We start from the raw sequence: 26,678 nt of genomic DNA on the forward strand, positions 1-26,678 counted from the left end.
TGGCGACTGCGTCGCGGACGCGGCGGCCGCTCGGACGCGAGCCGGGCTGTGTTGGTTTTTCCAGCGCCTGCGGCGCTGGGTGTTCGCGGCCCCCTTATGGCTCGCGCCCGAGCGACCACCGCTTGCGACTTCGTCGCGGACGCGGCGGCCACTCGGACGCGAGCCGGGCCGCGAACGGCGCATGCTCGGTCTCGCTTCGCTCGAAACCGGTAGTCGTGCTGGTACCGTCGCGTGACGAGGCAAGGTCATGATTTGAGCCTTGCCTCTGGGCGCGCTCGAATGTCCGGGCGCTGGCGGTGTGTCGCCGACGTGGTGGCTAGCGGCTGTATGCGGGTTCGACAGTTCGAAGCGGAGCTGACCGTAGGAGCCAATTCGGGGGTAGAGCAGGCTTGCCTCGGTGTTTCGGCTCGCTCCGCGCATGCTTCTTGGTTCTCGTCCAGCGATTGCCACTGGCAACCTCGGCGGCGGCAATGGGGACGCTGAGGGGTCATAGACTCAGCGGCCGCTTCCAGCCATCGGCGAGTCTGTTGGGGTGGCGGCCGATCGACTATCGCCCAGCGCGTCCGCCGATACGCTCGGTGCGTCGGCGGTCCTCGCCGCAGGCGTGATCTTTCGCCGCAGGCGTGATCTGACGGCACGGTTGTACGAGGACTCCGCAATCAGTTCATTGCGATCCCCGCGACCGTGGGAAGCCCGCCCGTGGGCGACGACACAGTGTGATTGCGAACCTCCCGGCGGGGACTTCTAGTTGACTGTCTGCCAGTCTGGAGGCGTGAACCCGTCTACAGCACAAGCGCAGGTCGTCGTCGACGAACTCGTGCGCGGGGGCGTGCGGGATGTCGTCCTGTGCCCCGGCTCCCGGAACGCTCCGCTGGCGTTCGCCCTGCAAGCCGCCGATTCGGCCGGGCGACTGCGCCTGCACATGCGGATCGACGAGCGCACGGCGGGCTTCCTCGCCGTCGGGCTCGCGCTCGCGAGCCGGCTCCCGGTCCCGGTCGTGATGACCTCGGGCACCGCGGTGGCCAATCTCGGGCCCGCCGTGCTGGAGGCGAACTACGCTCGCGTCCCGCTGGTGGTGCTCAGCGCCAACCGGCCCTATGAACTGCTCGGCTCCGGCGCCAACCAGACCGTCGAACAGTTCGGCCTGTTCGGCAGCCAGGTCCGCGCGACCATCTCGCTCGGTCTCGCGGAAGAGGAGGCGGGCGACGCCGAGCATGCGCCGTACGGCCAGCAGAACAGCCAGTGGCGTTCGGCGGTCTGCCGGGTGCTGGCGGCGGCGCGCGGCACGCGCTCCGGCAACGCGGGCCCGGTGCACTTCGACGTCCCGCTGCGTGAGCCCCTGGTACCCGACCTGGCGCCGGGCGAGACGGCTCCGACGGGACGCGCGGGCGATCGTGCCTGGACCGAGACCCAGTACGCCACCTTGGACGTGCCGCTCGATCTCGACCTCACTCCGGACACCGTCGTGATCTCCGGTCACGGCGCCGGCTTCCGGCCGGAGCTGGCGGACCTGCCGACCGTCGCCGAGCCCACCGCCCCCATGCACGGTCCCGCGCTGCACCCACTGGCGTTGCCGCTGCTGCGGCCCGCGCAGGCGATCATCACCGGCCGCCCGACCCTGCACCGGCAGGTGTCGAAGGTGCTCGCCGATCCGGACATCCGGGTCTACGCGCTGACTACCGGCCCGCGGTGGCCCGACGTGTCCGGCAACGTGGTCGGCACCGGCACCCGCGCCGTCACCGTCGGCGCCCCGAGGCCGCAATGGCTGGAGCACTGCCGCGAGCTGAACGCGAGAGCCGACCAGGTGGTGCGTGGCGAACTCGCCCGCCACCCGAAACCCACCGGGCTGCACGTCGCCGCGGTGGTGATGGACGCGCTGCGCGACGGCGACCAACTGCTGCTCGGCGCCTCGAACCCGGTCCGGGACGCGGCGCTGGTGTCGCATCCGCGTCCCGGCGTCAAAGTGCTGTCCAACCGCGGCGTGGCCGGCATCGACGGCACGGTATCCACCGCGGTGGGCGCGGCGCTGCACCATGACGGGCGCACCATCGCCCTGATCGGCGACCTGACCTTCCTGCACGACGCGTCCGGCCTGCTGATCGGACCGGGCGAACCGCGGCCCGCGGATCTGACCATCGTCGTCGCCAACGACGACGGCGGCGGCATCTTCGAACTGCTCGAGCAGGGCGACCCGCAATACGCGGGCGTGTTCGAGCGGGTCTTCGGCACCCCGCACGGCATGGATCTGGCCGCCTTGTGCGCCGCCTATCGCATCCCGCACCGGCAGGTGGACCCGCAGCAGCTGGCCGTCGAGCTGACCGCGCACGCGCATGGCATGCGGGTGCTCGAGGTGGCCACCGAGCGGTCCAGCCTGCGGGAACTGCACGCGACGGTGCGAGCCGGGATCCGGCCCTGACCGGGCGGTCAGAAGTCGAATTCCTCCTCGGGGTCGTCATCGATCGGAACCGCGATGGACTGTTCGAGCACATCCGCCGGGTTCGCCTCGAAGGTGTCGCGCTCCAGAGCCGCCCGCCCGACCAGCTCGTCCTGCTCGGGCAGGTCATCGGCGAGCACGGGTTCCTCCGGATACGCCGGAACCGACTGCTCGGCGAGATCGGCCTCAGGGACCGCGTCGGCAAGGGGATCTGACATCGTGCGCTCCTCTCCGCGTAGGCCTCTCGCTCGGCATACCCGTCGTGGCACGCCGCAATCGAGGCGGACGATCAACTCCGACTGCATCGAGGATGCCCGCGGCCGGGCCGCAGGGCAAGCACCGGAGGCTTACGGTTGTCGCGCTTCGCCTGCCCGCGGCGCAGTCGCGTCCGCGGGGTGTTCCACGAGCGCGAGCATGCGCCCGGCCATGAACCGCGCGGTCCGCACCGCCGTCCCGGATCGCGTCACTTCGCTCACTTCGACCACCCCTCGCGCGATCCGTACCTCGACTCGCCGCCCCGCTCGGGTGGCCGCGATCTCATAATTCCGGGACCCGTCGCCGACATCGACGACGATCTCCACCCGATCACCCTTCATCTTTCAATTGTCCGCTTTTCCAGGACTTTTCGCCGCTACGGGTTGATCTCGGAACGGCCCGCCGATCAGTTTCGCCGCCTCGCGCCGTCTCCATATGCGGAGACGATTCACACCCGAGGAGGCCAGATGGAACCCGAGTTCGACTTCGAGCCCGCGGCAGCCGCGTTGGCGACCGTTGTCGGCGGCATCGCCGACGATCGGCTCGCGGCGCCGACGCCGTGCGCCGACACCACGGTCCGCGATCTGCTCGCCCACGTGGTCGATCTGACCGAGGCGTTCCGGCAGGCGGCCACCAAGGAGGCGGTCGGCGGTTCGGTCGCGCCCGCGCCCCCTGCCGAGCGTGCCTTGCCGGAGGACTGGCGTGAGCGCATCCCGGCCCAGCTCGATGCCTTGGTGACGGCGTGGCGGGAGCCGGCGGCCTGGGACGGCGTGACCGAGGCCGGGGGAGTGAGCGAGCCCGCCCCCGTGATGGCCAGGATCGCCCTGGACGAGGTGGTCGTGCACGGCTGGGACCTCGCGAAGGCCACCGGCCAGACCTTCTCGTGTGCCGCCGGGGATCTGGCGACCCTGCTGGACCTGCTGCGCGACACGCCCGCTGAAGGGGTGCCCGGTCTGTTCGGGCCCGTGCTGCCGGTCACGGCTGATGCCACCGCTTTGGAGCGAGTCCTCGCTCTCACCGGCCGCCGCGCCGACTGGACCGCACAGGACAGGGGAGCGGTGCTCGGTTAGCCGGCGGTGGGCACGAACGTGCCCGCGCGTACGGCATCGACGGCGGCGCGGGCGGCGGTGTCCGCCGCGGCGTCGTCGATCGGATCGCCGCTGGCGAGCAACCGGTAGTACAGCGGCGCCGACACCGCAGACAGCACCGCGCGCGCGTCGGTGCGCTCGGGTGCTTCGCCGCGCGCGATCGCGGACGTCACACAGGCCGACCATTCGGTGAGGCGAACGTCGTAGAAGTGGCGCAGGGCGGCCGCGGCGGACTCGTCGCAGGTGGCGGCCGCGATCACGGCGCGGAAGAGCCTGCCCTGGCGGGGATCGGACAAAGTTTTCGCCACCAGGCGGGCGTTGGCGGTGAGATCACCGAGAAGCGAGCCGGTGTCGGCGTGCGGCAGCGACTGCTCGGCCATGTCGGCCAGCAGGTCGGCGATCAGGCCGGTGGGCGTGCGCCAGCGGCGGTAGACGGTGGTCTTGCCGACCTCGGCGCGCGTCGCGACCTCCGCGAGATCCAGGTGTGCGAAACCTCGTTCGGCCAGCAGGTCACCCGCGGCTCGCAGTACGGCCGCGCGGACGCGTGCGGTGCGTCCACCTGGCCGGATCGATCCGGGTTCCATCGCCATAACGGGACTCCAGTTTCATTTGTGGCCGAACGGGTGTACCGTCCGAAGTGTTAACGGAACTATAGACCCTTTAGGAGGTTGGCCCAGTGAACGTACGGACGATGGATACGCAGATGGAGTACCGGCGGCTCGGCGCATCCGGCCTGCAGGTCCCGGCGCTGAGCTTCGGCGCGGGCACCTTCGGCGGGCGCGGAGAGCTGTTCGGCGCGTGGGGCGACACCGATGCCGAACAGGCGCGACGGCTGGTCGACATCAGTTTGGACGCGGGCGTGAACATGTTCGACACCGCCGACGTGTACTCCGACGGAGCTTCCGAGGAGATCCTGGGTGCCGCCGTCAAGGGCAGGCGTGACCGAGTGCTGTTGTCCACCAAGGCGACATTGCCCACCGGACCGGGGCCGCGGGACGCCGGTTCCGGCCGGGCCAGGTTGATCAATGCGGTGGAGGGATCGCTGCGCAGGCTGGGCACCGACTACATCGATCTGTTCCAGCTGCACGCCTTCGACGCCGGCACGCCGGTGGAGGAAGTCGTCGCCGCGCTGGACGATCTGGTGCGCGCGGGCAAGATCCGTTACGTCGGCGCGTCGAACTTCGCGGGCTGGCAGTTGATGAAATCCCTCGCCGTGGCGGATCGCAACGGTCTGACCAGGTACGTCGCGCATCAGGTCTACTACTCGCTGGTCGGGCGCGACTACGAGTGGGAACTCATGCCCCTGGGCCGCGACCAGGGCGTCGGCGCGGTGGTCTGGAGTCCGCTGGGCTGGGGCAGGCTCACCGGGAAGATCCGCCGCGGGCAACCACTTCCGGAAGGAAGCCGCCTGCACCGCACCGCCGAGGCCGGTCCACCGGTGGACGATGAGAAGCTGTACGACGTGGTGGACGTCCTCGACGAACTGGCCGCCGAAGCCGGCAAGACGGTCCCGCAGATCGCCCTCAACTGGCTGCTGCGCCGCCCCACCGTCGCCACGGTCATCGTCGGCGCCCGCAACGAGGAGCAGTTGCGCCAGAACCTCGGCGCGATCGGCTGGGAACTCGACGCCGACCAGATCGCCCGCCTCGACAAAGCCAGCGCCACCACCCCGCCCTACCCCTACTACCCGTACTACCGCCTCCCGGACTTCACCCGCCTGAACCCACCCGCGGTGTGAGCGAGGACGGTCAGTCCGCTTGTCGGATCCGTCTTGTTCTTCGACGGAGCGGGGCGCGGCTGTGTTCCTCGATGTGACGTGCATCACCACGGGGGCGGCCGCCTGATCCGGCCGGTCAGTACACGTCGCGGACGTAACGCTTTTCGGCGATGAGCTGCTTCTTGAACGCCAGTGCGCCGTCCTCGTCGAGCTTGCCGTGGATACGGGCGATTCGTAGCAGTGCTTCGTCGACGTCCTTGGCCATGCGGCTGGCGTCGCCGCAGACGTAGAAATGTGCGCCGTCGCGTAGCCAGGACCACAGCTCCGCGCCGTGCTCGATCATGCGGTGCTGCACGTAGATCCGCTCCCGCTGGTCGCGGGAGAAGGCCAGGTCGAGGCGGGTGAGGAAGCCGGAACGGAACATGTCCTCCAGCTCAGCGCGGTAGTAGAAATTGTGCGCCGCATGCTGATCGCCGAAGAACAGCCAGTTGCGCCCGGTGCAGCCGAGGGCCCTGCGCTCCTGCAAGAAACCGCGGAAAGGGGCGATGCCGGTGCCGGGGCCCACCATGATCATCGGCGCTGTGGGGTCGGACGGAGGACGGAAATGCGGTGCGCGCTGCAGGAATATCGGCACCGTCGGGTCGGCGGAGTCGGCGAGGAAAGTCGAGCACACCCCGCCGCGCCGCACCGCCGAACCGGTGGCCGCCGGGTCGCCATAGCGCACGATACCGACGGTCAGTTCCACCTCATCCGGGGTGAACAGCGGACTCGACGAGATCGAATACTGGCGCGGCTGCAGTTTCTTCATGGCTGCGAGCCACTCCACCAGATCGGCCCGCACGGGGAAGTCGCGCAGCACGTCCACGGCCTGACGATCCCACAGGTAGTTCGCCAGCTCGTTGCGGTTGTCCCGGCGCAGCAGTTTGGCGAGTTTGCCGCTGGGGTTGCGCTCGGCGAGGAAGCCGAGCAGATCCGAGCCGACCTTGGTGATGTCGAAGTGCGTGCGCAGCGCCTCGGCGAGGGGAATCTCACGCTCGTCGACTTCGACCGTCCGGCGACCGTCCAGCCCGGTGGCGGCGAGCCATTCGGTGACCAGAGCGGTGTTGTTCACGGGCCACACGCCCAGCGAATCGCCCACCTCGTACCGGGCGTCCAGGCCGCGCAGATCGAACGCGAAGCGGCGCACTTCTTTCGGTGATCCCGCGGTCGAGAGCAATTCGTTGCGCACCAGAGCGGCACGAATCGGCGCGTTGCGCGTGAACGGCGCGGTGCGAGTGCGTCCGGGCGCCGGGGCGACGGTCGGCAGTTCCACCGTGGCCACTCCGCCCCGGGGCGCGGGTCCGGCGGGTCCGATTCCACCGCTCACCGGCACATCGGGGGAGGGATCCTCGCCCAAGGCGGTCAGGACGGCATCGAGCCAGCGCCGCGCCGCGTCTTCGTAATCGGGCTCACTGTCGACGCGGGGAAGCAGCCGGGTCGCGCCCAGTTCGGCGAATTTCTGGTCGAGTTTGCGGCCGTAACCGCAGAAGTCGTCATAGGAGGAGTCGCCGAGCGCGAACACGGCGTAGCGCACACCCGTCAACCGCACGACGCCGCCGGCCAGCCGATCCCAGAAATCGGCTCCGTTGTCCGGCGGGCCTCCGTCGCCGAACGTGCTGCTGACCACGAGCACGTCGCCTTGGAGCGCACCCGGGTCGCAGGAGTCCAGGTCCGACAGTCGCGGTGTGAAGTCGTGTTCGGCGAGGTGCGCGGCGACGGCGGCGGCGAACTGTTCGGCGGTGCCGGTCTGCGAGGCCCACAGGACGGTGACCGTGCGAGCGTCGTCCGCCTCCGTCGTGGTCGCCGCATCACGCGAATACATCCCGGCCAGCAGCCCGTCGACCCACAGCCTGGTGTGCGCGGACATCGGCGCCGAATCCGGGAGCACCGGCTGACCGGTCACCGGAAGCGCTTGCAGCGCAGCGAGATAGCCGCTGAGGTAGATTCGCTCCGTCTCGCTGAGCGTGGGGGCGGTGCCGCTGTCGAGACCGAGCACGGCGGCCAGCGGATGCGCCGCCTGTGCCGCGGGCAGCGCGGCGGGAATCTGCGGCTGCGGCACCGAAGCCACCCGGCGCAGCGCGACCGCGCACGCCTTGAACTCCGGTTGCAGCGAGGCCGGATCGACCGCGTCGTTGGTGACCGCGTTGATGGTCAGGTATTCGCCATGCTCGTCGTTCCAATGGAACGGCGCGAAGCAATCACCCTGCCGTACCCGGTCGCTGACCCGCACCGGCAGCACGGCGCGGCCACGGCGGGAGGCGATCTCGAGCTGGTCGTCCGCGCGCAGGCCGAGCCGCTCGGCGTCGGCCGGATGCACCTCGACGAACGGCGCGCCGGTCAGCTTGGTCAGCTTGTCGATCTTGCCGGTCTTGGTCATCGTGTGCCACTGGTGTTGCAGACGGCCGGTGTTCAGCAGGAACGGGTAGTCGTCGTCGGGCATCTCGTCGGGCAGCATGTGCGGCCGCGGCCAGAACACGGCGCGGCGGCTCGGCGTGGCGAAGGCCAGCCGGGGCCGGCGGCCGTTCTCGTCGACGAACGGCGTCTGGCTGATTCCATCGTTGACGTAGCGGATCGGATTGCGCCTGCGCTCCGGCTCCGCGCACGGCCACTGCATCGGCCCTTCCCGCAGCGCCGCATAGCTCACCCCGCGCAGGTCGTAGCCGGTGGCGGGATTCGCGAACCGCGTGATCTCGTCGAACACCTCGGCGCTGGAGGCGAAGTCGAAGCCGGGGAAGCCCATGGCGGTGGCGACGTCGGCGATGATCCGCCAGTCCGGGCGCGCGTCGCCGATGGGCGGGACCGACTGCTGCAGCAGGGTGAGGTTGCGTTCGGAATTCACCATCACCGCGTCGGCTTCCGCCCAGAGCGTGGCGGGCAGCAGCAGGTCGGCGTAGGCGTTGGTCGCGGTCTCGGTGTAGGCGTCCTGGGCGATCACCAGTTCGGCCGCTTCCAGCCCCGCGATCACGGTCTTCCGGTTGGACACGGTGGCGACAGGGTTGGTGCAGATGATCCAGGCCGCTTTGATCGTCCCTTCGGACAGTCCGCGGAACATCTCCACCGTTCCCGGCCCGGCCTCGGTGCGCAGCGTGCCCGGCTCCAGTTCCCACACGGTCTCCACGAACCTGCGGTCCTCCGCGGAGAGCACGCTGCGCTGACCGGGCAGGCCGGGGCCCATGTACCCCATCTCGCGCCCGCCCATCGCGTTCGGCTGCCCGGTGAGCGAGAACGGCCCGCTACCGGGACGACAGATCGCGCCGGTGGCCAGGTGCAGGTTGCACAGCGCGTTGGTGTTCCAGGTGCCGTGCGTGGACTGGTTGAGTCCCATCGTCCACAGCGACATCCACTCGCCCGCCGCGCCGATCCACTCGGCGGCGGTCCGGATGTCGGCCTCGGCCAAGCCGGTGATCTCCGCCACCCGCTCCGGCGGATAGTCGGCCAGGAACTCCGGCATCGACTCCCAGCCCTCGGTGTGCTCGGCGATGAATTCCGCGTCGATGTGGCCGCCTGCCACCAGCAGGTGCAGCAGACCGTTGAGCAGCGCGAGGTCCGTGCCGGGCGCGATCTGCAGGAACAGATCGGCGCGCGCGGCGGTCTCGGTGCGGCGCGGATCGACCACGATGAGCTTGGCCCCCGCCTTGAGCCGATCGGCCATCCGCAGGAAAAGGATGGGATGGCAGTCGGCCATGTTCGCGCCGATGACGAAGAACAGGTCCGCGTGCTCGAAGTCGTCGTAGGAGCCGGGCGGGCCGTCCGCGCCGAGCGACTGCTTGTATCCGGTGCCCGCGCTGGCCATGCACAGCCGCGAGTTCGCCTCGATGTGCACCGTGCGCAGGTAACCCTTGGCGAGTTTGGTCGCGAGGTACTGGGCCTCCAGCGACATCTGCCCGGAGACGTACAGCGCGATCGCGTCCGGTCCGTGCTCGTCGAGGATCGCGCGCAACCGGGTGGCGGCCTCGTGGACGGCCTCGTCGACGGGAAACGGCACCGGGACCTGACCGCGTTCGAAGCGCCGGTAGGCGGTCTCCATCCGCCCCGGCGTGCGCATCAACTCCGCGTGAGTCGCACCCTTGGTGCACAGCCTGCCCGCGTTCGCCGGATGCAGTTTGTCGCCGCTGACCTTGGCGATCACCGGCTTGCCCGCGTCGTCGGCGGCGGTCGACACCGTGATCCCGCAGCCCACGCCGCAGTACGAGCACGCCGTTGTGGCGGTGCCGTCGCCGCGGCCGGTCACTGGATCGGTCATGTCTCCGATCATGCGGACCGCCGATTGCGCCGGATTTACCTCGCGTTAGCGGCAGGTGACATTCCTCCTCACCGCTGCAGGATCGGCCGGTGAGGTGTGATCGATGTCTCCGGATCAGCCGAGCTTGTAGGCCCGGTGCAGGGCCACCACGCCCCCGGTGAGATTGCGCCACTTCACCGACGACCACCCGTTCGCGGCGATCCGCATCGCCAGCCTGCGCTGATTGGGCCACTCCGAGATCGATTCGGCCAGGTAGACGTAGGCCTCGGGATTACTGCTCACCACGCGCGCCACCTTGGGCAGCGCCTTCATCAGATACTCCAGGTAGACCGTGCGGAACACCGGCAGCACCGGCGCGGAGAACTCGCACACCACCAGCCTGCCGCCGGGCTTGGTGACCCGCAGCATCTCCCGCAGCGCGAGATCGGTGTCGGCCACGTTGCGCAGCCCGAACGAGATGGTCACCGCGTCGAAGGAGTCGTCGGCGAACGGCAGCGCCATCGCGTCGGCCGCCACCATCGGCACGTCGCGGAACCGGCCCGCGCTGAGCATGCCCTTGGAGAAGTCGGCCGCGAGGCACCAAGCGCCGGATTTCTGCAGTTCCAGCGTCGATACCCCGGTGCCTGCCGCGAGATCGAGCAGCCGCTCGCCCGGCCGTGCCGCCAGCGCCTTGCGTGTCGCCCAGCGCCAGTAGCGATCCTGCCCGGCGGAGATCACCGTATTGGTCAGGTCGTAGCGCCGGGCGACGCCGTCGAACATCGCCGCGACCTCATGCGGCTGCTTGTCCAACGAGGCACGGTTCGATTGCGTTTTCGCCACGCCAAGACCCTAACTCGCGGTCTGTTACGAACCGAGCGCGGCGCGTGGATACCTCCGTCACGTTCCGGCCGTGTTCACGCCGTATGCGGCAACCGAATCCGCGTGCCGGTCACTTCGGCGTAGTGGCCCATCAGCTGCGCGCAGACGGCGGGCCAGGTCCGGGACAGCACCGATTTCCGCGCCGCACCGGCGAATCGGGTCCGCAGCTGTGCATCGTGCAGCGCCCCGACAGCACTCGGCAGCAGCTCGCCGAACCGGTCCACCGGAAGCAGATAGCCGTTGCGGCAGTGCGCGATCAGGTCGCGCGGGCCGCCCGCGTCGGGACCGATCACCGGGACACCCGATGCCAGCGCCTCCTGCACGCCCTGGCAGAACGTCTCGTGCTCGCCCGCGTGCACCATGACGTCCAGGCTGGCGTACGCCCGCGCCAGCGCTTCGCCGCCGAGTTCGCCGGTGAACACCGCGGTCGGCATCAGCCGGGTCAGCCGCCTGCGCTCCGGCCCGTCGCCGACGATCACCAGTTGGACATCCGGGTCGGCGGCAAGCACCGCGAGCCGCTCGACGTGCTTCTCCGGCGCGAGCCGCCCGACGAAACCGACCAGCAGCCGGTCACGGCCTGCGCGCCAGGCGTCCCGCAATACGGCGCAGCGGGCGCTCGGGGTGAACCGCGCGATGTCGACACCGCGCCCCCACCGGTGCACGCGGGGGATGCCGTGCCTGGCCAGGTCCTCCGCCGCCGCGCTGGACGGGGCGAGCGTGCGTGTCGCGCCCTCGTGGATGCGCCGGGTCCAACCCCAGGCGGCGCGGCTCGCCAGCCCGAGCCCGTAGCTCTTGGCGAAACCCGCCACGTCGGTCTGATACACCGCGACGGTGGGCAGATCCAGCCGCAATGCCGCGCCGAGACCGCCGGCCCCGAGCAGGAACGGCGAAGCCAGGTGGACCACATCGGCGTCGAAGTCCTCGATGGCCGAGACGATGCCAGGCTGCGGCAGCCCGACCGGCAGCGAGCTGATCTTCGGGACCATGACCGCGGGAACGCGGTGGACCGGGAAGCGCTCGTAGTGCCGCGGTGCGGCGGGCTGTCCGCGCGGGGTGTCCGGCGCGATGATCAGCGCGTCGTGCCCGTTCCGGTCCAGGTGTTCGAGCACCCGCAGCACGGAGTTGACGACGCCGTTCATGTTCGGCAGGAACGACTCCGCGACGATCGCTACACGCACGTTTCCCAGCCTGACCGCCGCACCGCGCCACGCCGCCACGCCGAAGTGAAGCGCACGGGAAGATCCGGCGAACTATGGGAATCGGGCGGCTTCCTCGGTGGTGCGGATCTCAGGCCTGCGGCGCCGGCCTGCCCACGGGGGCGGGATGACGCCTGCCCGCGCGGACGAGCAGCCACAGCGCGGGCAGCGCGAGCAGCCACACCACGACGATCACCGACAACGCGGGCGGAATGGCGACGCGCACGTCCCGGCCCTCCACCCGCACCAGGTCCGGGTCGCTGCGGCGGTACTCCACACGAATCCGCTCACCCGCGGTCAAGTTCGTCGGATACAGCACGCCGACCTTCGGATTGTGCGTCTCGCCGTCCGGCGTGACATACATGACCGCGGAGCGCAGCCGCCCCGCCGAGAGCACCTCGGCCGTGGTGCTGCCCTTGTCGGAGCTGATCAGATAGTCGTTGCGCCACGCGGCCAGCACCAGCAGCCCGACGAGCACGCTCACCGCCGTCGCGGCGACGAGCACGCCGATCCTGGCCCGTCGCAGGCGGATCGGCCGCCCGGTGAACTGGCTGGTTTCCGACACCGCCACAGGCTACCGACCGGCTCGGCTACGGTGGCGGCCATGTCCCGAAAATTCAGCTTCACCGTGCCGTACACAGTCCCGGTCGAAGATCTCCACCGGGCACTCACCACCGACGACGTCTGGCGGGCCCGCTTCGCCGACGCACCGACGGCGACGCTAGACCTGTCGCATCCCGACGGCGCGGGCACCATTCGCATCCATATGACCGAAAAGGCCGCCGAGGACAAGGTGCCTGCGCTGGTCCGCAAGGTGCTCAAGAGCGAACTCACCTTCTCCCGCACCGACCACTGGCAGCCGCTGGTGGGTGAGGTCGCCAAGGGCACCTTCGAGGCAAGCACCGGCGGCATCAACACCGCGATGTCCGGGTCCTACGAGATCCGCTCCACGGCGGAAGGTTCCGAGATCGAGGTCGTCGGCACCGTGCAGGTGAAGGTCCCGGTGGTCGGCGGGGCGATCGAGCCGCTCGCCGAGCAGTTGCACCACCGGGTGCTCAACAGCGAGCGCAAATTCATCGAAGAGTGGCTTTCCGCGAAACCGACCGCCTGAGCAGGCGCGTTGCCCCAGCGAGCGCCGGGGCAACGCCGTCGCGGCCTAGGCGAAGTCCTGTGGCGAGAACTCTTTCGGCTCGACCAGCACCAGCCAGTTCCCCGAGTTGTCCCGGATGATCGCCTCGGTTCCGTAGGGCCGTTCGGCGGGCGGCTGCACGAACTCCACCCCTTTGGCGGTGAGCTCTTCGAAGGTTTTCTGGCAGTTCTCGGTGCGCAGGCCGAGCGAGCCGTGCGTGCCGTTGGCCAGCGCGCGCCGGACGGCGTCGGCATAGTTCTCGTCCAGCGGCGGGCCGGGAAGCATCAGCGTGATCTCCAGCTCGGGGTGCGCCGGATGCGCGACGGTGACCCAGCGGAAGCCGTTGTCGCCCATCGTGACGTCGCTGGTCTCGACGAACCCGAGCTTGTCGACGTACCACTCTTTCGCGGCGGTTTGGTCGGTGACGTACACGGTGACCAGGGAAACGTTCGTAATCGTCGTCATGCGGCCAGGCTATGGGGAGCGCCGCGCCACCGGCTTCTCCGAAATTGCGCCGTTCGCTCAGCCGCGCGGCGTGCGGTCGGAGAGCCCGTGCATGAACACGAAGCAGCCGGGAATGCGCGGAGCGCCGTCGGCGAACTTCGCCTGGTACTCCGACGGCGTGACCCCGACCAGCTGCCGGAACTTGCTGCTGAACGAGCCGAGGCTGCTGTAGCCGACCAGCATGCACACCTCGGTGACCGTCAGATTGGTCGCGCGCAGCAGATCCTGGGCGCGTTCGATGCGCCGCTCGGCCAGGTACACGGCCGGGGTGCGGCCGTAGACCGCGGCGAACGCGCGCAGGAAGTGATACTTCGACACCCCGGCGGCGGCCGCGAGCTCGTCCAGATTCAGCGGGTCGGCGTAATGGCGATCGGCCAGATCCCTGGCTCGGCGCAGATGCGGCAGCAGATACAGCGGGGGCGACCCGCGAGTTTCCCGATCGGCCATCGCGCCGCCCTCGTCCCTAGGCGAACGGCGGACGCTCGTCGAAGCGCAGCGACGCCCGCCCCGCCATCCGCCACGCCCGCGCGGTCAGATCGACGTCCTCGTCGGTGACCAGATTGCCCATCACGCGGACCGCGGTGCGCTGCAAGTACTTCGACCGCATCACCGGAGGACCGCCCAGCGGCACCATGCGCGGGTGCGTGGCGAGGCCCGCGATCCGCCGGGCCACCGAGAACGTGCGGCCGTAGCGAGCGCGCAGCGTCTGCGGCCAGATCGTGGTGAAATCGGGTTCGTCCAGCAGGGCGGCCAGCATGTGGCCGCCCTCCAAGCCGTAATCGATGCCTTCACCGTTGAGCGGATTCACACACCCGGCGGCGTCGCCGATCAGCACCCAGTTGCGGCCCGCGACGTTCGACACCGCCCCGCCCATCGGCAGCAGGGCCGATGCCACCGCTCGCAGCGAACCCTCGAACTGCCATTCCTCGGTGCGCAGCGCGGTGTAGTGCGCCAGCAGTGGCTTCAACGCGATGTGCGAAGGACGGCGCTCCGTGGCCAGCGACCCCACACCGATGTTCACCTCGCCATTGCCGAGCGGGAACACCCAGCCGTAGCCGGGAACCAGCTCGCCGGAGGCGTCGCGCAACTCCAGGTGCGAGGTGATCCACTGATCATCGCTGCGGCCGGACTTGATGTAGGCCCGCGCGGCGGTGCCGTAGGCGTACTGCCGGTGCCAGACGCGGCCGAGCAGCCGCCCGATCGGCGAACGCACCCCGTCGGCGACCACCAGCGTGCGGCAGGAGATGGTGCGCGTGCCGTCGGCCGTACGCACCGTCACACCCGTGACCCGATCACCCTCTCGGGTGACATCGATTACTTTCGTGCCGTCCACCATGCGCGCGCCCGACTTCACCGCCGTCTCGCGCAGCTTGTCGTCGAGTTCGGTTCGCGGCACCGCGCTTCCGTACGTCGGGAAGGCACCGCCCGGCCAGCTCAACAGCGCCTCGCGGCCGAAACCGGTCATCCGGAGCCCGTGGTTGACGACGTGCGCGCGCACCCACTCGCCGAGCCCCAGCTGCTCCAATTCGGCGGTCGCACGCGGCGTGAGCCCGTCACCGCAGGTCTTGTCCCTGGGAAAGACGGCGGAATCGACGAGCACCACGTCCCGTCCCGCCCGCGCCGCCCACGCCGCCGACGCCGATCCGGCCGGGCCCGCGCCGACGACCAGCACCTCGGCCCGGCTGGGCAACGCGTCCTCGTCGCGTGCGGGACTCGCTTCCGGTGAACCCATGCGGTCCATACTCGCAGGGCCGTCGCGCCGGTGTCGACGGCGGTCGCGCTCGCGTCGTCGACGGTCACCAGCGAGCCGGTGCGGCACTGGACGATCCACCACAGAGTGACGGTGTTCATGGGCCATCCGACCGGGACACGCTAGGTTCTCTACCGTGGGGTCGGACGCATCGCTGGGAGAAGGAATGAGCACATCGGCCATGAGCGAGCGCAGCGAGCGAATCATGGACACGGCGGGCACGGTCGTGGCCGGGGTCGACCTCGGTGACGTCGGGCTAGCCGACACCGTGCGCAACGGCTTGGCCGACGTGGAGAAACTCCTGGTCGACGAGCTGTCCGACGGCGCGGAGTTCCTCCAGGAGGCCGCGCTGCACCTGGCCAAGGCAGGCGGCAAACGATTCCGTCCGCTCTTCACCATCCTCACCGGACAGCTCGGCCCTCGCCCGGCCGATCCCGCTCTGATCACCGCGGGCACCGTCGTCGAACTCGTGCACCTGGCCACGCTGTACCACGACGACGTGATGGACGAGGCCCCCATGCGCCGCGGCGCCCCGAGCGTCAACTCGCGGTGGGGGAACAACATCGCCATCCTCGCGGGCGACTACCTGTTCGCACACGCGTCCCGGCTCACCTCCACCCTCGGCCCCGACGCGGTGCGCATCATCGCCGAGACCTTCGCCGAACTGGTCACCGGCCAGATGCGCGAGACCATGGGCGCCCGCGAGACCCAGGACCCCGTGGAGCACTACCTGCGGGTGGTGTGGGAGAAGACCGGTTCGCTCATCGCCGCCGCGGGCCGCTTCGGCGGCACCTTCTCGGGCGCGGACCCCGAGCACGTCGAGCGACTGGCCCGCCTCGGCGACGCGGTCGGCACCGCCTTCCAGATCTCCGACGACATCATCGACATCTCCTCCGCGTCCGAGCAGTCCGGCAAGACCCCCGGCACCGATCTGCGCGAAGGTGTGCACACCCTGCCGGTGCTGTACGCGCTGCGCGAAGAGGGCGCCGAAGGCGACCGCCTGCGCAAACTGCTCGCCCGCCCGCTGGAGACCGACGACGAGGTGAAGGAAGCACTCGACCTGCTCGCCGATTCCCGCGGCATGGCGCTGGCCAAGGAGAAGCTCCAGGGCTACGCCGACCTCGCCTACGCCGAGCTGTCCGCGTTGCCCGGCGGCCCCGCCAACGACGCGCTGGAGCGGCTGGTCCGCTACACCATCGAACGCGTTGGGTGAGCTGTGTTCGATTTGCCGCGACTTCGTCGCGGCGTGTTCGCGGCCCTCTGATGGCTCGCGTGTGCGCGACCGCCCTTGCTCCTTCGTCGCGTACGCGGCGGCCGCGCACACGCGAGCCGGGCCGCGAACGGCGCATGCTCGGTCTCGCTTCGCTCGAAAGTCGTGGTCGGGGTGCGCTGGGCTCGTGAGTGTCCGAGGGCAGGCCCCGGTGTACTGCCTTCTTCGTCGCTCAGGTGGCGCGCAGACGTGAGCCGGGCCGCGAACGGCAATGCTCGGTCGGAAGAGAGGTCGCGGTGCGTTCGGCGTGGCCGCGGGGGAGTCGCCGGGGCCAGGGCACACTGCCGTAGGCGGCAGCGAGGTGGGCTTCACCGGAACTTTGCCTGGGGCTTCTATCGTTTATCTGCTGTAAGGCGACTCGGTGAACGGGGGAGCGGCAAGGGAGACGTATGCACGGGCACGGGTTTGCGAACGGGCTGAAGACGTTCGGGCTGATGGTGGGTCTGTCGGCCCTCATCGTGTTCATCGGCGCGCTGTTCCGCAACCCGACGATTCTCGTCGTCGCGATCCTGCTCGCGGTGGGCATGAACGCCTACGCCTACTTCAACAGCGACAAGATCGCCTTGCGGGCCATGCACGCGCAGCCGGTCAGCGAGCTGGAGGCCCCCGTCATGTACCGGATCGTGCGTGAGTTGGCCACGCTCGCGCGCCAACCGATGCCGAGGCTGTACATCAGCCCCACGAACGCGCCCAACGCCTTCGCCACGGGACGCAATCCCCGCCATGCCGCGGTCTGCTGCACCAGCGGCATCCTGCAACTGCTCGACGAACGGGAGCTGCGGGCCGTGCTCGGCCACGAACTGTCGCATGTCTACAACCGCGACATCCTCATCTCCTCGATCGCGGGAGCGCTCGCCGCGGTCATCTCGGGCGTGGCGAACATGGCCGTCTACTTGTCCATGTTCGGTGGCAATCGCAACGGCGAGGGCCCGAACGTGCTGGCCGTGCTGCTGGTGTCGCTGCTCGGCCCGATCGCGGCCACGCTGATCAAGCTGGCCGTCTCCCGCTCCCGCGAATTCCAGGCCGACCAATCCGGCGCCGAACTGACCGGCGACCCGCTCGCGCTGGCTTCCGCGTTGCGGAAGATCGAACGCGGCGTGCACACCGCCCCGCTTCCGCCCGAGCCGCGGCTGGCGTCGCAGTCGCATCTGATGATCGCCAACCCGTTCCGTCCGGGTGAGCGGGTGGCCCGCTGGTTCTCCACGCACCCGCCGATGAACGAACGCGTCGCCCGGCTGGAGGAGATGGCGGGCGGACCGCGCCGGTACTGAGTCCCGCGGTCTCAGTCGTCGGCGGCCAGCTGGGCTTCGAAGGCGCGGAACGTATCGACGAACAACTCCCGCTGCTGGGGCGTGAGCGGTTCGAGCACCGCGCGCCAGGCACGGGCACTGCGCCCCAGCCACTTGTGCACGGATATCTCATGTGCCGGCGCGATGGCGACGATGGTGCGTCGCCGGTCGGCCGGGTCCGCGCCGCGCTCGAGCACGCCTTGCTTGCTGAGTTCGGCGACCATCAAGCTCACCGTCGTCGGCGCGACCTCCAGCCGCGCGGCCAGATCCGTCACCGTGGTCGGCCCGTCGAACACCAGGTTGGCCAGCAGCGACAGGTGCCGCGGCGCCAGCGAGAACGACTCCAGCTCCTTCGGGACGCCCAGCTTCTTGGCCCGGCCCACCACGCGGGGCATCAGCAGCAACAACGTCCGGATGCCCGCGTCCACACCGAGTCCGGCCCGCTCCTCGGTCGACATGCGCCGCGGTGAGCGTTCAGCGGTAGTTGACGAACTGCAGCGCGATCCCGAAATCCTCGCCCTTCAGCAGGGCGATGACGGCCTGAAGATCGTCGCGTTTTTTGCTGCTCACCCGCAGCTCGTCGCCCTGGATCTGCGCCTTCACGCCCTTGGGGCCCTCGTCCCTGATCTTCTTGGAGATCTTCTTCGCGTGCTCGGAGTCGATGCCCTGCACCAGCGAACCGGTGATCTTGTACACCTTGCCGGAGGAGACCGGCTCACCCGCGTCGAACGCCTTCAGCGAGATGTCGCGGCGGATCAGCTTCTCCTTGAACACCTCCAGCGCGGCCTTGACCCGCTCCTCCGCCTCCGCGGTGAGCACGATCTTGTCCTCGCCGGACCATTCGATCGACGCGCCGGTGCCGCGGAAGTCGTAGCGGGTGTTGAGCTCCTTCTCCGCCTGATGCAGGGCGTTGTCGACCTCCTGCCGGTCGACCTTGCTCACAACATCGAAAGACGAATCAGCCACGCTGCGCTCCTGTTCTGACGGTCCGACGGGTGAGCTGAGCCCGGACGCTTCCAGCCACCGTCAGTTCTACCCGGAGACCCGAGGGTAGTCGCGTCGCAGGGCCGATAGCCAGCCGGTTTGCATTCAGGGTGCGGGTTCGATGTATTCTGCTCAGCGCGCCGAGAAAGCGCGAACGGCAGGTTGCCCGAGCGGCCAATGGGAGCAGACTGTAAATCTGTCGGTGAAAGCCTACGTAGGTTCGAATCCTACACCTGCCACTCCGCTCACCAGGCGAGCCCTGTACGCAGAAAGCGCGTACAGGGCTCGCTTCGTAATGTCTTGTGGGGGTGCAACCCCCACGCCCCGCCCGGCGGGGCTTCGCCCCCCGGACCCCCCTTCCAGTGGTTGCGGTGGGCGCGGATCTTTCGTTCGTACGGCGCGCGTTCCAAGTGCGGCGTGGGCGTATTGGTCTCATGCGTGCCGTTGTCTGGGTGCGCTGATCGCTTACCGTCATTCGTGGGTGGGCATCGCGTCCGCGCATGGCGGCCGGTTGGATGCCTTTTCGGTCGTTCTCATCGGTTGCTTTGTTCGTCGATCGACAGATGTGTCGTGGAGATTTCGGTCACTTCGGGTAGGCGATTCGATCAGGTATTTGTCGAGCGGTGGCCTCGCGGTTCCGGGGTCGCCGTGCGGTGTGGTTCGGCGGGAGGCTTCGCGGATTGCTCGTCGGATCGGTGTCGCGCAGGCGGCGCGATCGTGAGTGGTGGACGCTTCCCGGTGGGCCAGGAATGGCGGCTCGCCGCGTTCGTGCGTGGGAAAATGCCCTTCTGACCACGCGGTTTGGTAGTGGGAGCGTCGAGTGTGTAACCTCGTTCAAGACTTCACCGCGCTGAGGTCGAGTGTTTGGGGCTCGGTGCGGAAGTAGTCATGCCCCCTTAGCTCAGTCGGCAGAGCGTTTCCATGGTAAGGAAAAGGTCAACGGTTCGATTCCGTTAGGGGGCTCGCCGGATTGCCGGTGGTGACCGACTCGGCATCGCTCCCGTAGTGCGGGCTCGGCACCATGGCAATGCGACGCCGTGGCGGTGTAGCTCAGTCGGTAGAGCAAACGACTCATAATCGTTGTGTCGCCGGTTCAAGTCCGGCCATCGCTACCACAACCGATACAAGCCCATCAGGTACCGGAAAGAAGGCATATCGTGGCCGCGAAGTCCACCGATGTCCGGCCAAAGATCACCTTGGCCTGCGAGCAGTGCAAGCATCGCAACTACATCACCAAGAAGAACCGGCGCAACGACCCGGACCGGCTGGAGCTGAAGAAGTTCTGCCCGAACTGCGGCACGCACCGGGCGCATCGGGAATCCCGCTAGTCATCCACGCGTGACCTACCGCGTGGTGTAGCGCCGGGAGTTGCATCCCGGTATCTCGGGCCGTGGCACCGCGAGGGCCGGACAACTGTCCGGCCCTGACGCATTTTCACGGTGTGGGTGCGGTGGTGAGCGCTCCGCAGACTCCGGGTGACGGGGTCAGATAGGTACAGTCCTCCCGTGACAATCAACACCGGTACAGACGAAGCGGTCCAGACGGGCGAGGCGCTCGACCCCGCGACGAACGCAGCGGCGATGGTCGGACACCACTACCGCGTCGACGACTACTACGAGGTCGGCCGCGAGAAGGTGCGTGAATACGCCCGCGCCGTGCAGGACTACCACCCGGTGCACTGGGACGAGGACGCGGCGCAGGAGTACGGGTACGACAACCTGCTCGCGCCGGTCACCTTCATCTCCCTGGTCGGCATTCTCGCTCAGCGCAAATTGTTCGAAGAGGTCGTCACCGGTTACGACCTCAGCCAGATCATGCAGACCGATCAGATTCTGGAATTCCATCGCCCGATCAAGGTCGGCGACCAGCTCACCTGCGATGTCCACCTGCACTCGTTCCGGCAGGCCTTCGGCGGCGACATCATCGTGACCAAGAACATCGTCACCGCGCAGAACGACGAGTTGGTGCTCACCACCTACACCACCCTCGTCGGCCGCAGCGGCGGCGACATCGACCCGAACCTCAACGCCGCCGTCCGCAACGTGCTCATGCACGGCATCGGCGAGGACGCGCCGGGGCACCGCCCGCGTTCGCTCGCGGTCAGCCAGGCGCCCGCCGCTGTCGTGCCGCCCGCGCAGGGCGTGCGCACGAAGCACGCCCTCCGGTTCGAGGACGTCGCGGTGGGCGACGAGCTGCCGACGCGCATCGTCCGGCTCACCCGCGGCGATCTGGTGAACTACGCGGGCGTCTCCGGCGACGCCAACCCGATCCACTGGAGCGACGAGGTCGTGAAGCTGGTCGGTCTGGACAACGTGGTCGCGCACGGCATGCTGACCATGGGACTCGGCGGCGGTTTCGTCACCTCGTGGCTCGGCGATCCCGGCGCGGTCAAGGAATACAACGTCCGCTTCACCAGCCCGGTCTACGTCGGCTCCGACGAGGCCGCCGAAATCGAGTACACCGGTAAGGTGAAGTCGGTCGATCCGGAGACCAGGACCGCGGTCGTGGCCATTGTCGCCAAGTCGGCGGGGAAGAAGATCTTCGGCCGCGCCACCGCGACGGTGCAGCTGGCCTGACCAGGGACAGCGACCCGGATTGGCTAATGGCGCGCACGGTAACGTACACTCAGGTTTCTGGGGTCGCCAGCCGCTGCGCGCTGCTCTGAGGGGCTGGTTCCAGGCGGTCCGCGCGGATCGCCCACGGGGCCGGCAACTGCCGGAGCGGCGCGCGTGTTGTGTGACACCAGGACACAACTGAATATCGGAACAGTGGTTGGACAGCCAACATCGTCCGACCAAAGGGGCGTAGCTCAACTGGCAGAGCAGCGGTCTCCAAAACCGCAGGTTGCAGGTTCAAGTCCTGTCGCCCCTGCCCTGGATGCCAGCGACGAGAGAGGATCGACGTGAGCGAGCGTAGCGAGCGAGCCATTGGCACAGCGCGCATCGCGCACGGCGGCACCGAGCGCAGCGAGGAGAAGGCGTGAGCGACGAGCGGGACATTCGCCGCGGCGCACATGCCGCCGACGACGGCGATGACACCGCCGCAGCGACACGGCCGAGCGGAAAGCGATCCGCGCGGCGGACTCGCGCTGGGTCCTCGCAGGTCGATACGGGCGCTCTCGCCACGCTCGACCGTCCGTCGCGGAAGGCAACCAAGGCGACCGATCGGGCCGAACGCAAGAAGTCGGGTAATCCGTTCAAGCGTTTGATCAAGTTCCTGCGTGAGGTCATCGCGGAACTGCGCAAGGTGATCTGGCCCAACCGGAAGCAGATGGTCACCTATACGAGCGTTGTTCTGGTGTTCGTGATTTTCATGGTCGCGTTCATCAGCGGGTTGGATCTGGCGTTCATCAAGGGTGTCAACTGGCTGTTCGGCTAGCTGAACGACGCCGACGCCGGTAGCCGAGCCCGGGGCGGACACGGGCGGCAGTGATGTCGCCGCGCGCCCGGCCCGGCACGCAGAGGATGTACGTGACGACACAGGAAGCGAGTGCCCCAGTGAGCACCCCGGAGAACGACACACACGACAAGTTCCCGGCCGACGACGCGGTGGCCGAGCCCACCGACTCCGTCGAGGAGTTCGCGACCGACGAGCCCGCGGTCGAGGAATCGGAGCCCGCTGAGTCCGCCCCTGCCGCCGCCGTCGATGCCGAGCCCGCCGATCCGGTCGCCGAGATGAAGGCAGCGCTGCGGCGCGCCCCCGGCGAGTGGTACGTCATCCACTCCTACGCCGGCTACGAGAACAAGGTGAAGGCCAACCTCGAGACCCGCGTGCAGAACCTGGACCTGGAGGACTACATCTTCCAGGTCGAGGTGCCCACCGAAGAGGTCACCGAGATCAAGAACGGCCAGCGCAAGCACGTCAACCGCAAGGTGCTGCCCGGCTACATCCTGGTCCGCATGGAACTCAACGACGAGTCGTGGGGCGCGGTGCGCAACACTCCCGGCGTCACCGGCTTCGTCGGCGCCACCTCGCGCCCGTCGCCGCTGTCCATCGACGACGTGGTGAAGTTCCTCGTCCCGGCCGCGCAGCAGCAGAAGAAGCCCGCCGCGGCGGCCGCGGCGGCCACCCAGGAGACCGCGGGCGGCGAGGTCGCGCCGAAGCCGGTCATCGAGGTCGACTTCGAGGTCGGCGAGTCGGTGACCGTCATGGACGGCCCGTTCGCGACGCTGCCCGCCAGCATTTCCGAGGTCAACGCCGAGCAGCAGAAGCTCAAGGTGCTCGTGTCGATCTTCGGCCGCGAGACCCCGGTCGAGCTGGCGTTCACCCAGGTGGCGAAGATCTAGATCCGTTCCGTCCACGACGGGATGACGCGCCCGCGCCGCGGGTCGACGCACAGACTTGCAAAGAGCAAGGGACACCAACACCTAGGAAAGAAAGATGCCCCCCAAGAAGAAGAAGCTCGCCGGGATCATCAAGCTTCAGATCCAGGCCGGCCAGGCGAACCCGGCCCCTCCGGTCGGCCCCGCGCTCGGTCAGCACGGCGTCAACATCATGGAGTTCTGCAAGGCGTACAACGCCGCGACCGAGTCGCAGCGTGGCAACGTCATCCCGGTCGAGATCTCGGTGTACGAGGACCGGTCGTTCGACTTCAAGCTGAAGACCCCGCCCGCCGCCAAGCTGCTGCTGAAGGCCGCGGGTGTGCAGAAGGGCTCGGCGGAGCCGCACCGCAACAAGGTCGCCAAGGTGACCATGGACCAGGTGCGCGAGATCGCCAAGACCAAGCAGGAAGATCTGAACGCCAACGACCTCGATCAGGCGGCCAAGATCATCGCGGGCACCGCGCGTTCGATGGGCATCACCATCGAAGGCTGAGCGGAATCGCTCCCTGGTGGGAGGGCCGGCCAGGCCCGATAACCACGTCTGACTACCGACAAGGACAGAGAATCATGGCAAAACGAAGCAAGGCGTACCTCGCCGCGGCCGAGAAGGTCGATCGCACGAAGCTCTACTCCCCGCTGGCCGCCGCGCGCCTGGCGAAGGAGACCGCAACCACCAAGACCGACGCGACCGTCGAGGTCGCCGTGCGTCTCGGTGTGGATCCCCGCAAGGCGGACCAGATGGTCCGCGGCACGGTCAACCTGCCGCACGGCACCGGTAAGACCGCCCGCGTCATCGTCTTCGCCGCTGGCGAGAAGGCCGCCGAGGCCGAGGCCGCCGGTGCCGACGCCGTCGGCGCCGAGGACCTGATCGAGCGGATCCAGGGCGGCTGGCTGGACTTCGACGCCGCGATCGCCACCCCGGACCAGATGGCCAAGGTCGGCCGGATCGCGCGCGTTCTCGGCCCGCGCGGCCTGATGCCGAACCCGAAGACGGGCACGGTCACCACCGACGTGACCAAGGCCGTCAACGACATCAAGGGCGGCAAGATCAACTTCCGCGTCGACAAGCAGGCCAACCTGCACTTCGTCATCGGCAAGGCGTCCTTCGACGACAGCAAGCTGGTGGAGAACTACGGCGCCGCGCTGGACGAGATCCTGCGCGCCAAGCCGTCGACCGCCAAGGGCCGCTACGTCAAGAAGGTGACGGTCTCGACGAACACCGGACCGGGCATCCCGGTGGACCCGAACCGCACCCGCAACCTCCTCGAAGAGGACGCGTAAACAGCGGCTGAGCCGAACCACGACGGCGGGAACGCGTACTGCGTTCCCGCCGTCGCGCGTTCGCGGACTAATCCGACCTGTGGCGCGGTTGGGTTCGATGTGACCGTCGTTCTGTTGATCTCGGGCAGCACTCGCGCCGCCTCCACCAATTCCGCCGCGCTGCGCACCGTCTCGGCCGTCGCCCCGGCGGGTGTCGAGGCCGTCTGGTACGACGGCTTGGCGGACTTGCCCGCCTTCAACCCGGACGACGACGGCACCGCGCATCCCTCGGTTGCCGCTCTGCGCGAACACCTTTCGCGCGCCCACGCCGTGCTGTTCTGCACGCCCGAATACGCGGGCACGCTGCCGGGCAGCCTGAAGAACTTGCTGGACTGGACCGTCGGCGCGGGGGATCTGCATGACAAACCGGTCGCCTGGATCACCGTCGCCGTCCCAGGGCGCGGTGACGGCGCGACCGCGACGCTGCGCAGCGTGCTCGGCTATGTCGGAGCCGACATCGTTTCCGATGCCTGTCTGCGGCTGCCGGTGCTGCGCGAGGACGTCGGTCCGGACGGATTGATCGCAGGCACAGAATTCCGGTCCGGCGCCGTGAACGTGCTGCGCGAGCTGGTCCGGCATGCCGAGAGCGCGACGTCGTGAGAACCGTCACCGGCGGGGTCTCCCGTCGAGCGGCGTAGTGGAATACACGTCGGCACACAACGATTCGGCGGCCGGACGGTTTCGGTCCGGCAGGCGGCCTGACCCCGTTTTGGCAGATGGAAGCCCGTCCGGGTACATTGGAGTTCAGTTATCGACGAGTTCGATCGCTACCCAATCCGTTCTACCGAAGACCGTTGGTCGCCGATCCCGCATGGGTTCGGTCGAAGGTCCGGCGACATTGCCGGCGGCCCACGCAGGGAGAGCCGAGGCTGGGAATTGATCCGGGTGTGCGCCGGATCGGTTTTCCTGTTGCGCCCCGGAACGCTCTGCGTTCGGGGCGTTTGTTTTGTCGCCGGCCCCTGATCGGTAGTTCGCGTATACGAACCGACCAATCAGAGAGGAGGCGAAGTATGGCGAAACCCGAGAAGGTCACCGCGGTCGAGGAGATCGCGGAGCAGTTCAAGAGCTCGACGGCCACCGTCGTCACGGAATACCGTGGCCTGTCGGTCGGCAAGCTCACCGAGCTGCGGCGCGCGCTCGGCGCCGAAGCCACGTACTCCGTCGCCAAGAACACCCTGGTCAAGCGTGCCGCCGCCGAGGCGGGCGTGGAAGGTCTTGACGAGCTGTTCGTCGGGCCGACCGCGATCACCTTCATCACGGGTGAGCCGGTCAACGCGGCCAAGGCCCTGAAGACCTTCGCGAAGGACAACAAGGCGCTCATCATCAAGGGCGGCTACATGGACGGCGCTCCGCTGTCCGTGGCCGAGGTCGAGCGGATCGCCGACCTGGAGACCCGCGAGGTGCTGCTGGCCAAGCTGGCGGGCGCGCTCAAGGGCAACCTCACCAAGGCCGCCGGTCTGTTCAACGCTCCCGCCTCGCAGGTGGCCCGCCTGGCCGCCGCGCTGCAGGAGAAGAAGCAGGCCGAAGAAGGCGGATCGGCCGCCGAGTAAGACCCGTGCGGCACGACCTGCCCGCATAGACATCAACTACCGAAAGGAACACAACAATGGCCAACGTTGACGAACTGCTCGAGACCTTCGGCAACATGACCCTGCTCGAGCTGTCGGACTTCGTGAAGAAGTTCGAGGAGAAGTTCGAGGTCACCGCGGCCGCTCCGGTCGCCGTCGCCGCCGTCGGCGGTGCCGCCGCTCCGGCCGAGGCCGCCGAGGAGCAGGACGAGTTCGACGTCGTGCTCGAGGGCGCGGGCGACAAGAAGATCCAGGTCATCAAGGTGGTCCGCGAGATCGTCTCCGGCCTGGGCCTGAAGGAAGCCAAGGACCTCGTCGAGAGCGCTCCGAAGCCGATCCTGGAGAAGGTCGCCAAGGAGGCCGCCGAGGCCGCCAAGGCGAAGCTGGAAGAGGCCGGCGCCAAGGTCTCGGTCAAGTAATTCACGACCGAACACGCCGAACGGGCGGTCCCTTATGGGGACCGCCCGTTTTGCGTTTTCTGGCAATCTCGCCGCTATCGCCGATACCGAAAGGATTGCGGAGTTACTACGGAGTCAGGTTGGGGTGTGCCCGATCTGTCCCATGAGTTACAGTGACCGAACCCACACGTGACGACCGTGATGACCGAGCTCGCGGTTCGCCGGTGGGGCAGCTCGCTGAGAATTGTGGAGGTTGGCGTGGGCGTCGAGGTCAGGACCGAGAGTGTGACCAAGTCTTTCGGTTCCCAGCGTAT

Annotated in this window: 27 protein-coding genes and 4 tRNA genes; 19 read left to right on the top strand and 12 right to left on the bottom strand. The window is 68.5% G+C overall.

The window, feature by feature from the left end; translation table 11 throughout:
- Positions 1–772 precede the first annotated feature (772 nt).
- Entirely contained in the window at positions 773–2,416 is a 1,644-nt protein-coding gene (gene menD, locus ACWDMM_RS33015) for a 2-succinyl-5-enolpyruvyl-6-hydroxy-3-cyclohexene-1-carboxylic-acid synthase (RefSeq protein WP_195083104.1), read from the top strand.
- A gap of 8 nt (positions 2,417–2,424) precedes the next feature.
- On the opposite strand, the gene ACWDMM_RS33020 is transcribed toward menD, so the two are convergent.
- The gene (locus tag ACWDMM_RS33020) at positions 2,425–2,652 is read right to left on the bottom strand and encodes a hypothetical protein (RefSeq protein WP_195083103.1); all 228 of its coding nucleotides are present in this window, start codon (positions 2,650–2,652) and stop codon (positions 2,425–2,427) included.
- Between the two features lie 129 nt (positions 2,653–2,781).
- On the bottom strand, positions 2,782–3,030 hold the full coding sequence (locus ACWDMM_RS33025; RefSeq protein ID WP_195083102.1) for a hypothetical protein: 249 nt from the start codon (positions 3,028–3,030) through the stop codon (positions 2,782–2,784).
- A gap of 126 nt (positions 3,031–3,156) precedes the next feature.
- Between ACWDMM_RS33025 and ACWDMM_RS33030 the strand changes: the two genes are divergently transcribed.
- Positions 3,157–3,759, top strand: coding sequence for a TIGR03086 family metal-binding protein (locus tag ACWDMM_RS33030; RefSeq protein WP_195083101.1), 603 nt, complete (start codon positions 3,157–3,159; stop codon positions 3,757–3,759).
- On the opposite strand, the gene ACWDMM_RS33035 is transcribed toward ACWDMM_RS33030, so the two are convergent.
- Positions 3,756–4,367, bottom strand: a complete 612-nt coding sequence (locus tag ACWDMM_RS33035; RefSeq protein ID WP_357113069.1) for a TetR/AcrR family transcriptional regulator — start codon at positions 4,365–4,367, stop codon at positions 3,756–3,758. The genes ACWDMM_RS33030 and ACWDMM_RS33035 overlap by 4 nt on opposite strands.
- Before the next feature lie 113 nt (positions 4,368–4,480).
- Between ACWDMM_RS33035 and ACWDMM_RS33040 the strand changes: the two genes are divergently transcribed.
- Complete coding sequence (locus ACWDMM_RS33040) at positions 4,481–5,515, top strand: aldo/keto reductase (protein WP_449941445.1); 1,035 nt, start codon at positions 4,481–4,483, stop codon at positions 5,513–5,515.
- Between the two features lie 115 nt (positions 5,516–5,630).
- Here ACWDMM_RS33040 and ACWDMM_RS33045 read toward each other — a convergent pair whose 3' ends face one another.
- From ACWDMM_RS33045 to ACWDMM_RS33060, 4 genes are all read right to left on the bottom strand, one after another.
- Positions 5,631–9,788 carry a molybdopterin-dependent oxidoreductase gene (locus ACWDMM_RS33045; protein WP_449941432.1) on the bottom strand — a complete coding sequence of 1,386 codons (4,158 nt, stop codon included), beginning with the start codon at positions 9,786–9,788 and terminating at the stop codon, positions 5,631–5,633.
- A 102-nt stretch (positions 9,789–9,890) separates the two neighbouring features.
- Positions 9,891–10,595: a demethylmenaquinone methyltransferase gene (locus tag ACWDMM_RS33050; protein WP_195083098.1), complete on the bottom strand. Its 705-nt coding sequence runs from the start codon at positions 10,593–10,595 to the stop codon at positions 9,891–9,893.
- Between the two features lie 74 nt (positions 10,596–10,669).
- Complete coding sequence (locus tag ACWDMM_RS33055; RefSeq protein WP_357209313.1) at positions 10,670–11,812, bottom strand: glycosyltransferase family 4 protein; 1,143 nt, start codon at positions 11,810–11,812, stop codon at positions 10,670–10,672.
- Positions 11,813–11,921: 109 nt separating this feature from the next.
- Entirely contained in the window at positions 11,922–12,395 is a 474-nt protein-coding gene (locus tag ACWDMM_RS33060; RefSeq protein ID WP_195083097.1) for a DUF3592 domain-containing protein, read from the bottom strand.
- 39 nt (positions 12,396–12,434) lie between these two features.
- Between ACWDMM_RS33060 and ACWDMM_RS33065 the strand changes: the two genes are divergently transcribed.
- Positions 12,435–12,941, top strand: a complete 507-nt coding sequence (locus ACWDMM_RS33065; protein ID WP_195083096.1) for a DUF2505 domain-containing protein — start codon at positions 12,435–12,437, stop codon at positions 12,939–12,941.
- A 45-nt stretch (positions 12,942–12,986) separates the two neighbouring features.
- On the opposite strand, the gene ACWDMM_RS33070 is transcribed toward ACWDMM_RS33065, so the two are convergent.
- The 3 genes from ACWDMM_RS33070 to ACWDMM_RS33080 are packed head-to-tail and all read right to left on the bottom strand — an operon-like array spanning position 12,987 to position 15,195.
- Positions 12,987–13,424 (bottom strand): VOC family protein, encoded by a 438-nt coding sequence (locus ACWDMM_RS33070; RefSeq protein WP_067810448.1) that lies wholly within the window; start codon positions 13,422–13,424, stop codon positions 12,987–12,989.
- A 57-nt stretch (positions 13,425–13,481) separates the two neighbouring features.
- Complete coding sequence (locus ACWDMM_RS33075; RefSeq protein ID WP_195083094.1) at positions 13,482–13,910, bottom strand: helix-turn-helix domain-containing protein; 429 nt, start codon at positions 13,908–13,910, stop codon at positions 13,482–13,484.
- A 16-nt stretch (positions 13,911–13,926) separates the two neighbouring features.
- Positions 13,927–15,195 carry a geranylgeranyl reductase family protein gene (locus ACWDMM_RS33080; protein WP_449941439.1) on the bottom strand — a complete coding sequence of 423 codons (1,269 nt, stop codon included), beginning with the start codon at positions 15,193–15,195 and terminating at the stop codon, positions 13,927–13,929.
- Positions 15,196–15,379: 184 nt separating this feature from the next.
- On the opposite strand from ACWDMM_RS33080, the gene ACWDMM_RS33085 reads away from it, so the two are divergent.
- Together ACWDMM_RS33085 and htpX are read left to right on the top strand one after the other, a co-directional pair.
- The gene (locus ACWDMM_RS33085) at positions 15,380–16,426 is read left to right on the top strand and encodes a polyprenyl synthetase family protein (protein ID WP_357113078.1); all 1,047 of its coding nucleotides are present in this window, start codon (positions 15,380–15,382) and stop codon (positions 16,424–16,426) included.
- Positions 16,427–16,872: 446 nt separating this feature from the next.
- Complete coding sequence (gene htpX, locus ACWDMM_RS33090) at positions 16,873–17,754, top strand: zinc metalloprotease HtpX (RefSeq protein ID WP_067810450.1); 882 nt, start codon at positions 16,873–16,875, stop codon at positions 17,752–17,754.
- 11 nt (positions 17,755–17,765) lie between these two features.
- On the opposite strand, the gene ACWDMM_RS33095 is transcribed toward htpX, so the two are convergent.
- Both ACWDMM_RS33095 and ACWDMM_RS33100 read right to left on the bottom strand, forming a co-directional pair.
- A complete protein-coding gene (locus tag ACWDMM_RS33095) occupies positions 17,766–18,230 on the bottom strand; it encodes a MarR family winged helix-turn-helix transcriptional regulator (RefSeq protein ID WP_357113142.1) in 465 nt (154 codons plus the stop codon).
- 16 nt (positions 18,231–18,246) lie between these two features.
- A complete protein-coding gene (locus tag ACWDMM_RS33100) occupies positions 18,247–18,738 on the bottom strand; it encodes a YajQ family cyclic di-GMP-binding protein (RefSeq protein WP_039802015.1) in 492 nt (163 codons plus the stop codon).
- A gap of 174 nt (positions 18,739–18,912) precedes the next feature.
- Between ACWDMM_RS33100 and ACWDMM_RS33105 the strand changes: the two genes are divergently transcribed.
- From ACWDMM_RS33105 to rplL, 13 genes are all read left to right on the top strand, one after another.
- Positions 18,913–18,995: transfer RNA gene (locus tag ACWDMM_RS33105), tRNA-Tyr, on the top strand.
- A 651-nt stretch (positions 18,996–19,646) separates the two neighbouring features.
- Positions 19,647–19,719: transfer RNA gene (locus tag ACWDMM_RS33110), tRNA-Thr, on the top strand.
- A 76-nt stretch (positions 19,720–19,795) separates the two neighbouring features.
- Positions 19,796–19,871, top strand: a tRNA-Met gene (locus ACWDMM_RS33115).
- A gap of 42 nt (positions 19,872–19,913) precedes the next feature.
- Positions 19,914–20,084 carry a 50S ribosomal protein L33 gene (rpmG, locus tag ACWDMM_RS33120; protein ID WP_011211653.1) on the top strand — a complete coding sequence of 57 codons (171 nt, stop codon included), beginning with the start codon at positions 19,914–19,916 and terminating at the stop codon, positions 20,082–20,084.
- A 183-nt stretch (positions 20,085–20,267) separates the two neighbouring features.
- Positions 20,268–21,332, top strand: coding sequence for a fused (3R)-hydroxyacyl-ACP dehydratase subunits HadA/HadB (locus ACWDMM_RS33125; RefSeq protein WP_323124677.1), 1,065 nt, complete (start codon positions 20,268–20,270; stop codon positions 21,330–21,332).
- 222 nt (positions 21,333–21,554) lie between these two features.
- Positions 21,555–21,627, top strand: a tRNA-Trp gene (locus tag ACWDMM_RS33130).
- A 108-nt stretch (positions 21,628–21,735) separates the two neighbouring features.
- Positions 21,736–22,134: a preprotein translocase subunit SecE gene (gene secE, locus ACWDMM_RS33135; RefSeq protein ID WP_195083091.1), complete on the top strand. Its 399-nt coding sequence runs from the start codon at positions 21,736–21,738 to the stop codon at positions 22,132–22,134.
- Between the two features lie 119 nt (positions 22,135–22,253).
- Complete coding sequence (gene nusG, locus ACWDMM_RS33140; protein ID WP_357113147.1) at positions 22,254–23,042, top strand: transcription termination/antitermination protein NusG; 789 nt, start codon at positions 22,254–22,256, stop codon at positions 23,040–23,042.
- 94 nt (positions 23,043–23,136) lie between these two features.
- Positions 23,137–23,571: a 50S ribosomal protein L11 gene (rplK, locus tag ACWDMM_RS33145; RefSeq protein ID WP_040783829.1), complete on the top strand. Its 435-nt coding sequence runs from the start codon at positions 23,137–23,139 to the stop codon at positions 23,569–23,571.
- 74 nt (positions 23,572–23,645) lie between these two features.
- Positions 23,646–24,359, top strand: coding sequence for a 50S ribosomal protein L1 (rplA, locus tag ACWDMM_RS33150; protein ID WP_067810457.1), 714 nt, complete (start codon positions 23,646–23,648; stop codon positions 24,357–24,359).
- Between the two features lie 99 nt (positions 24,360–24,458).
- Positions 24,459–24,998, top strand: a complete 540-nt coding sequence (locus tag ACWDMM_RS33155) for an NADPH-dependent FMN reductase (protein WP_357113151.1) — start codon at positions 24,459–24,461, stop codon at positions 24,996–24,998.
- A gap of 410 nt (positions 24,999–25,408) precedes the next feature.
- A complete protein-coding gene (gene rplJ / locus ACWDMM_RS33160; RefSeq protein WP_067810461.1) occupies positions 25,409–25,948 on the top strand; it encodes a 50S ribosomal protein L10 in 540 nt (179 codons plus the stop codon).
- Between the two features lie 56 nt (positions 25,949–26,004).
- The gene (gene rplL / locus ACWDMM_RS33165; protein ID WP_043733084.1) at positions 26,005–26,385 is read left to right on the top strand and encodes a 50S ribosomal protein L7/L12; all 381 of its coding nucleotides are present in this window, start codon (positions 26,005–26,007) and stop codon (positions 26,383–26,385) included.
- Positions 26,386–26,678 lie beyond the last annotated feature (293 nt).

The organism is Nocardia sp. NPDC003726 (genome assembly GCF_053586955.1).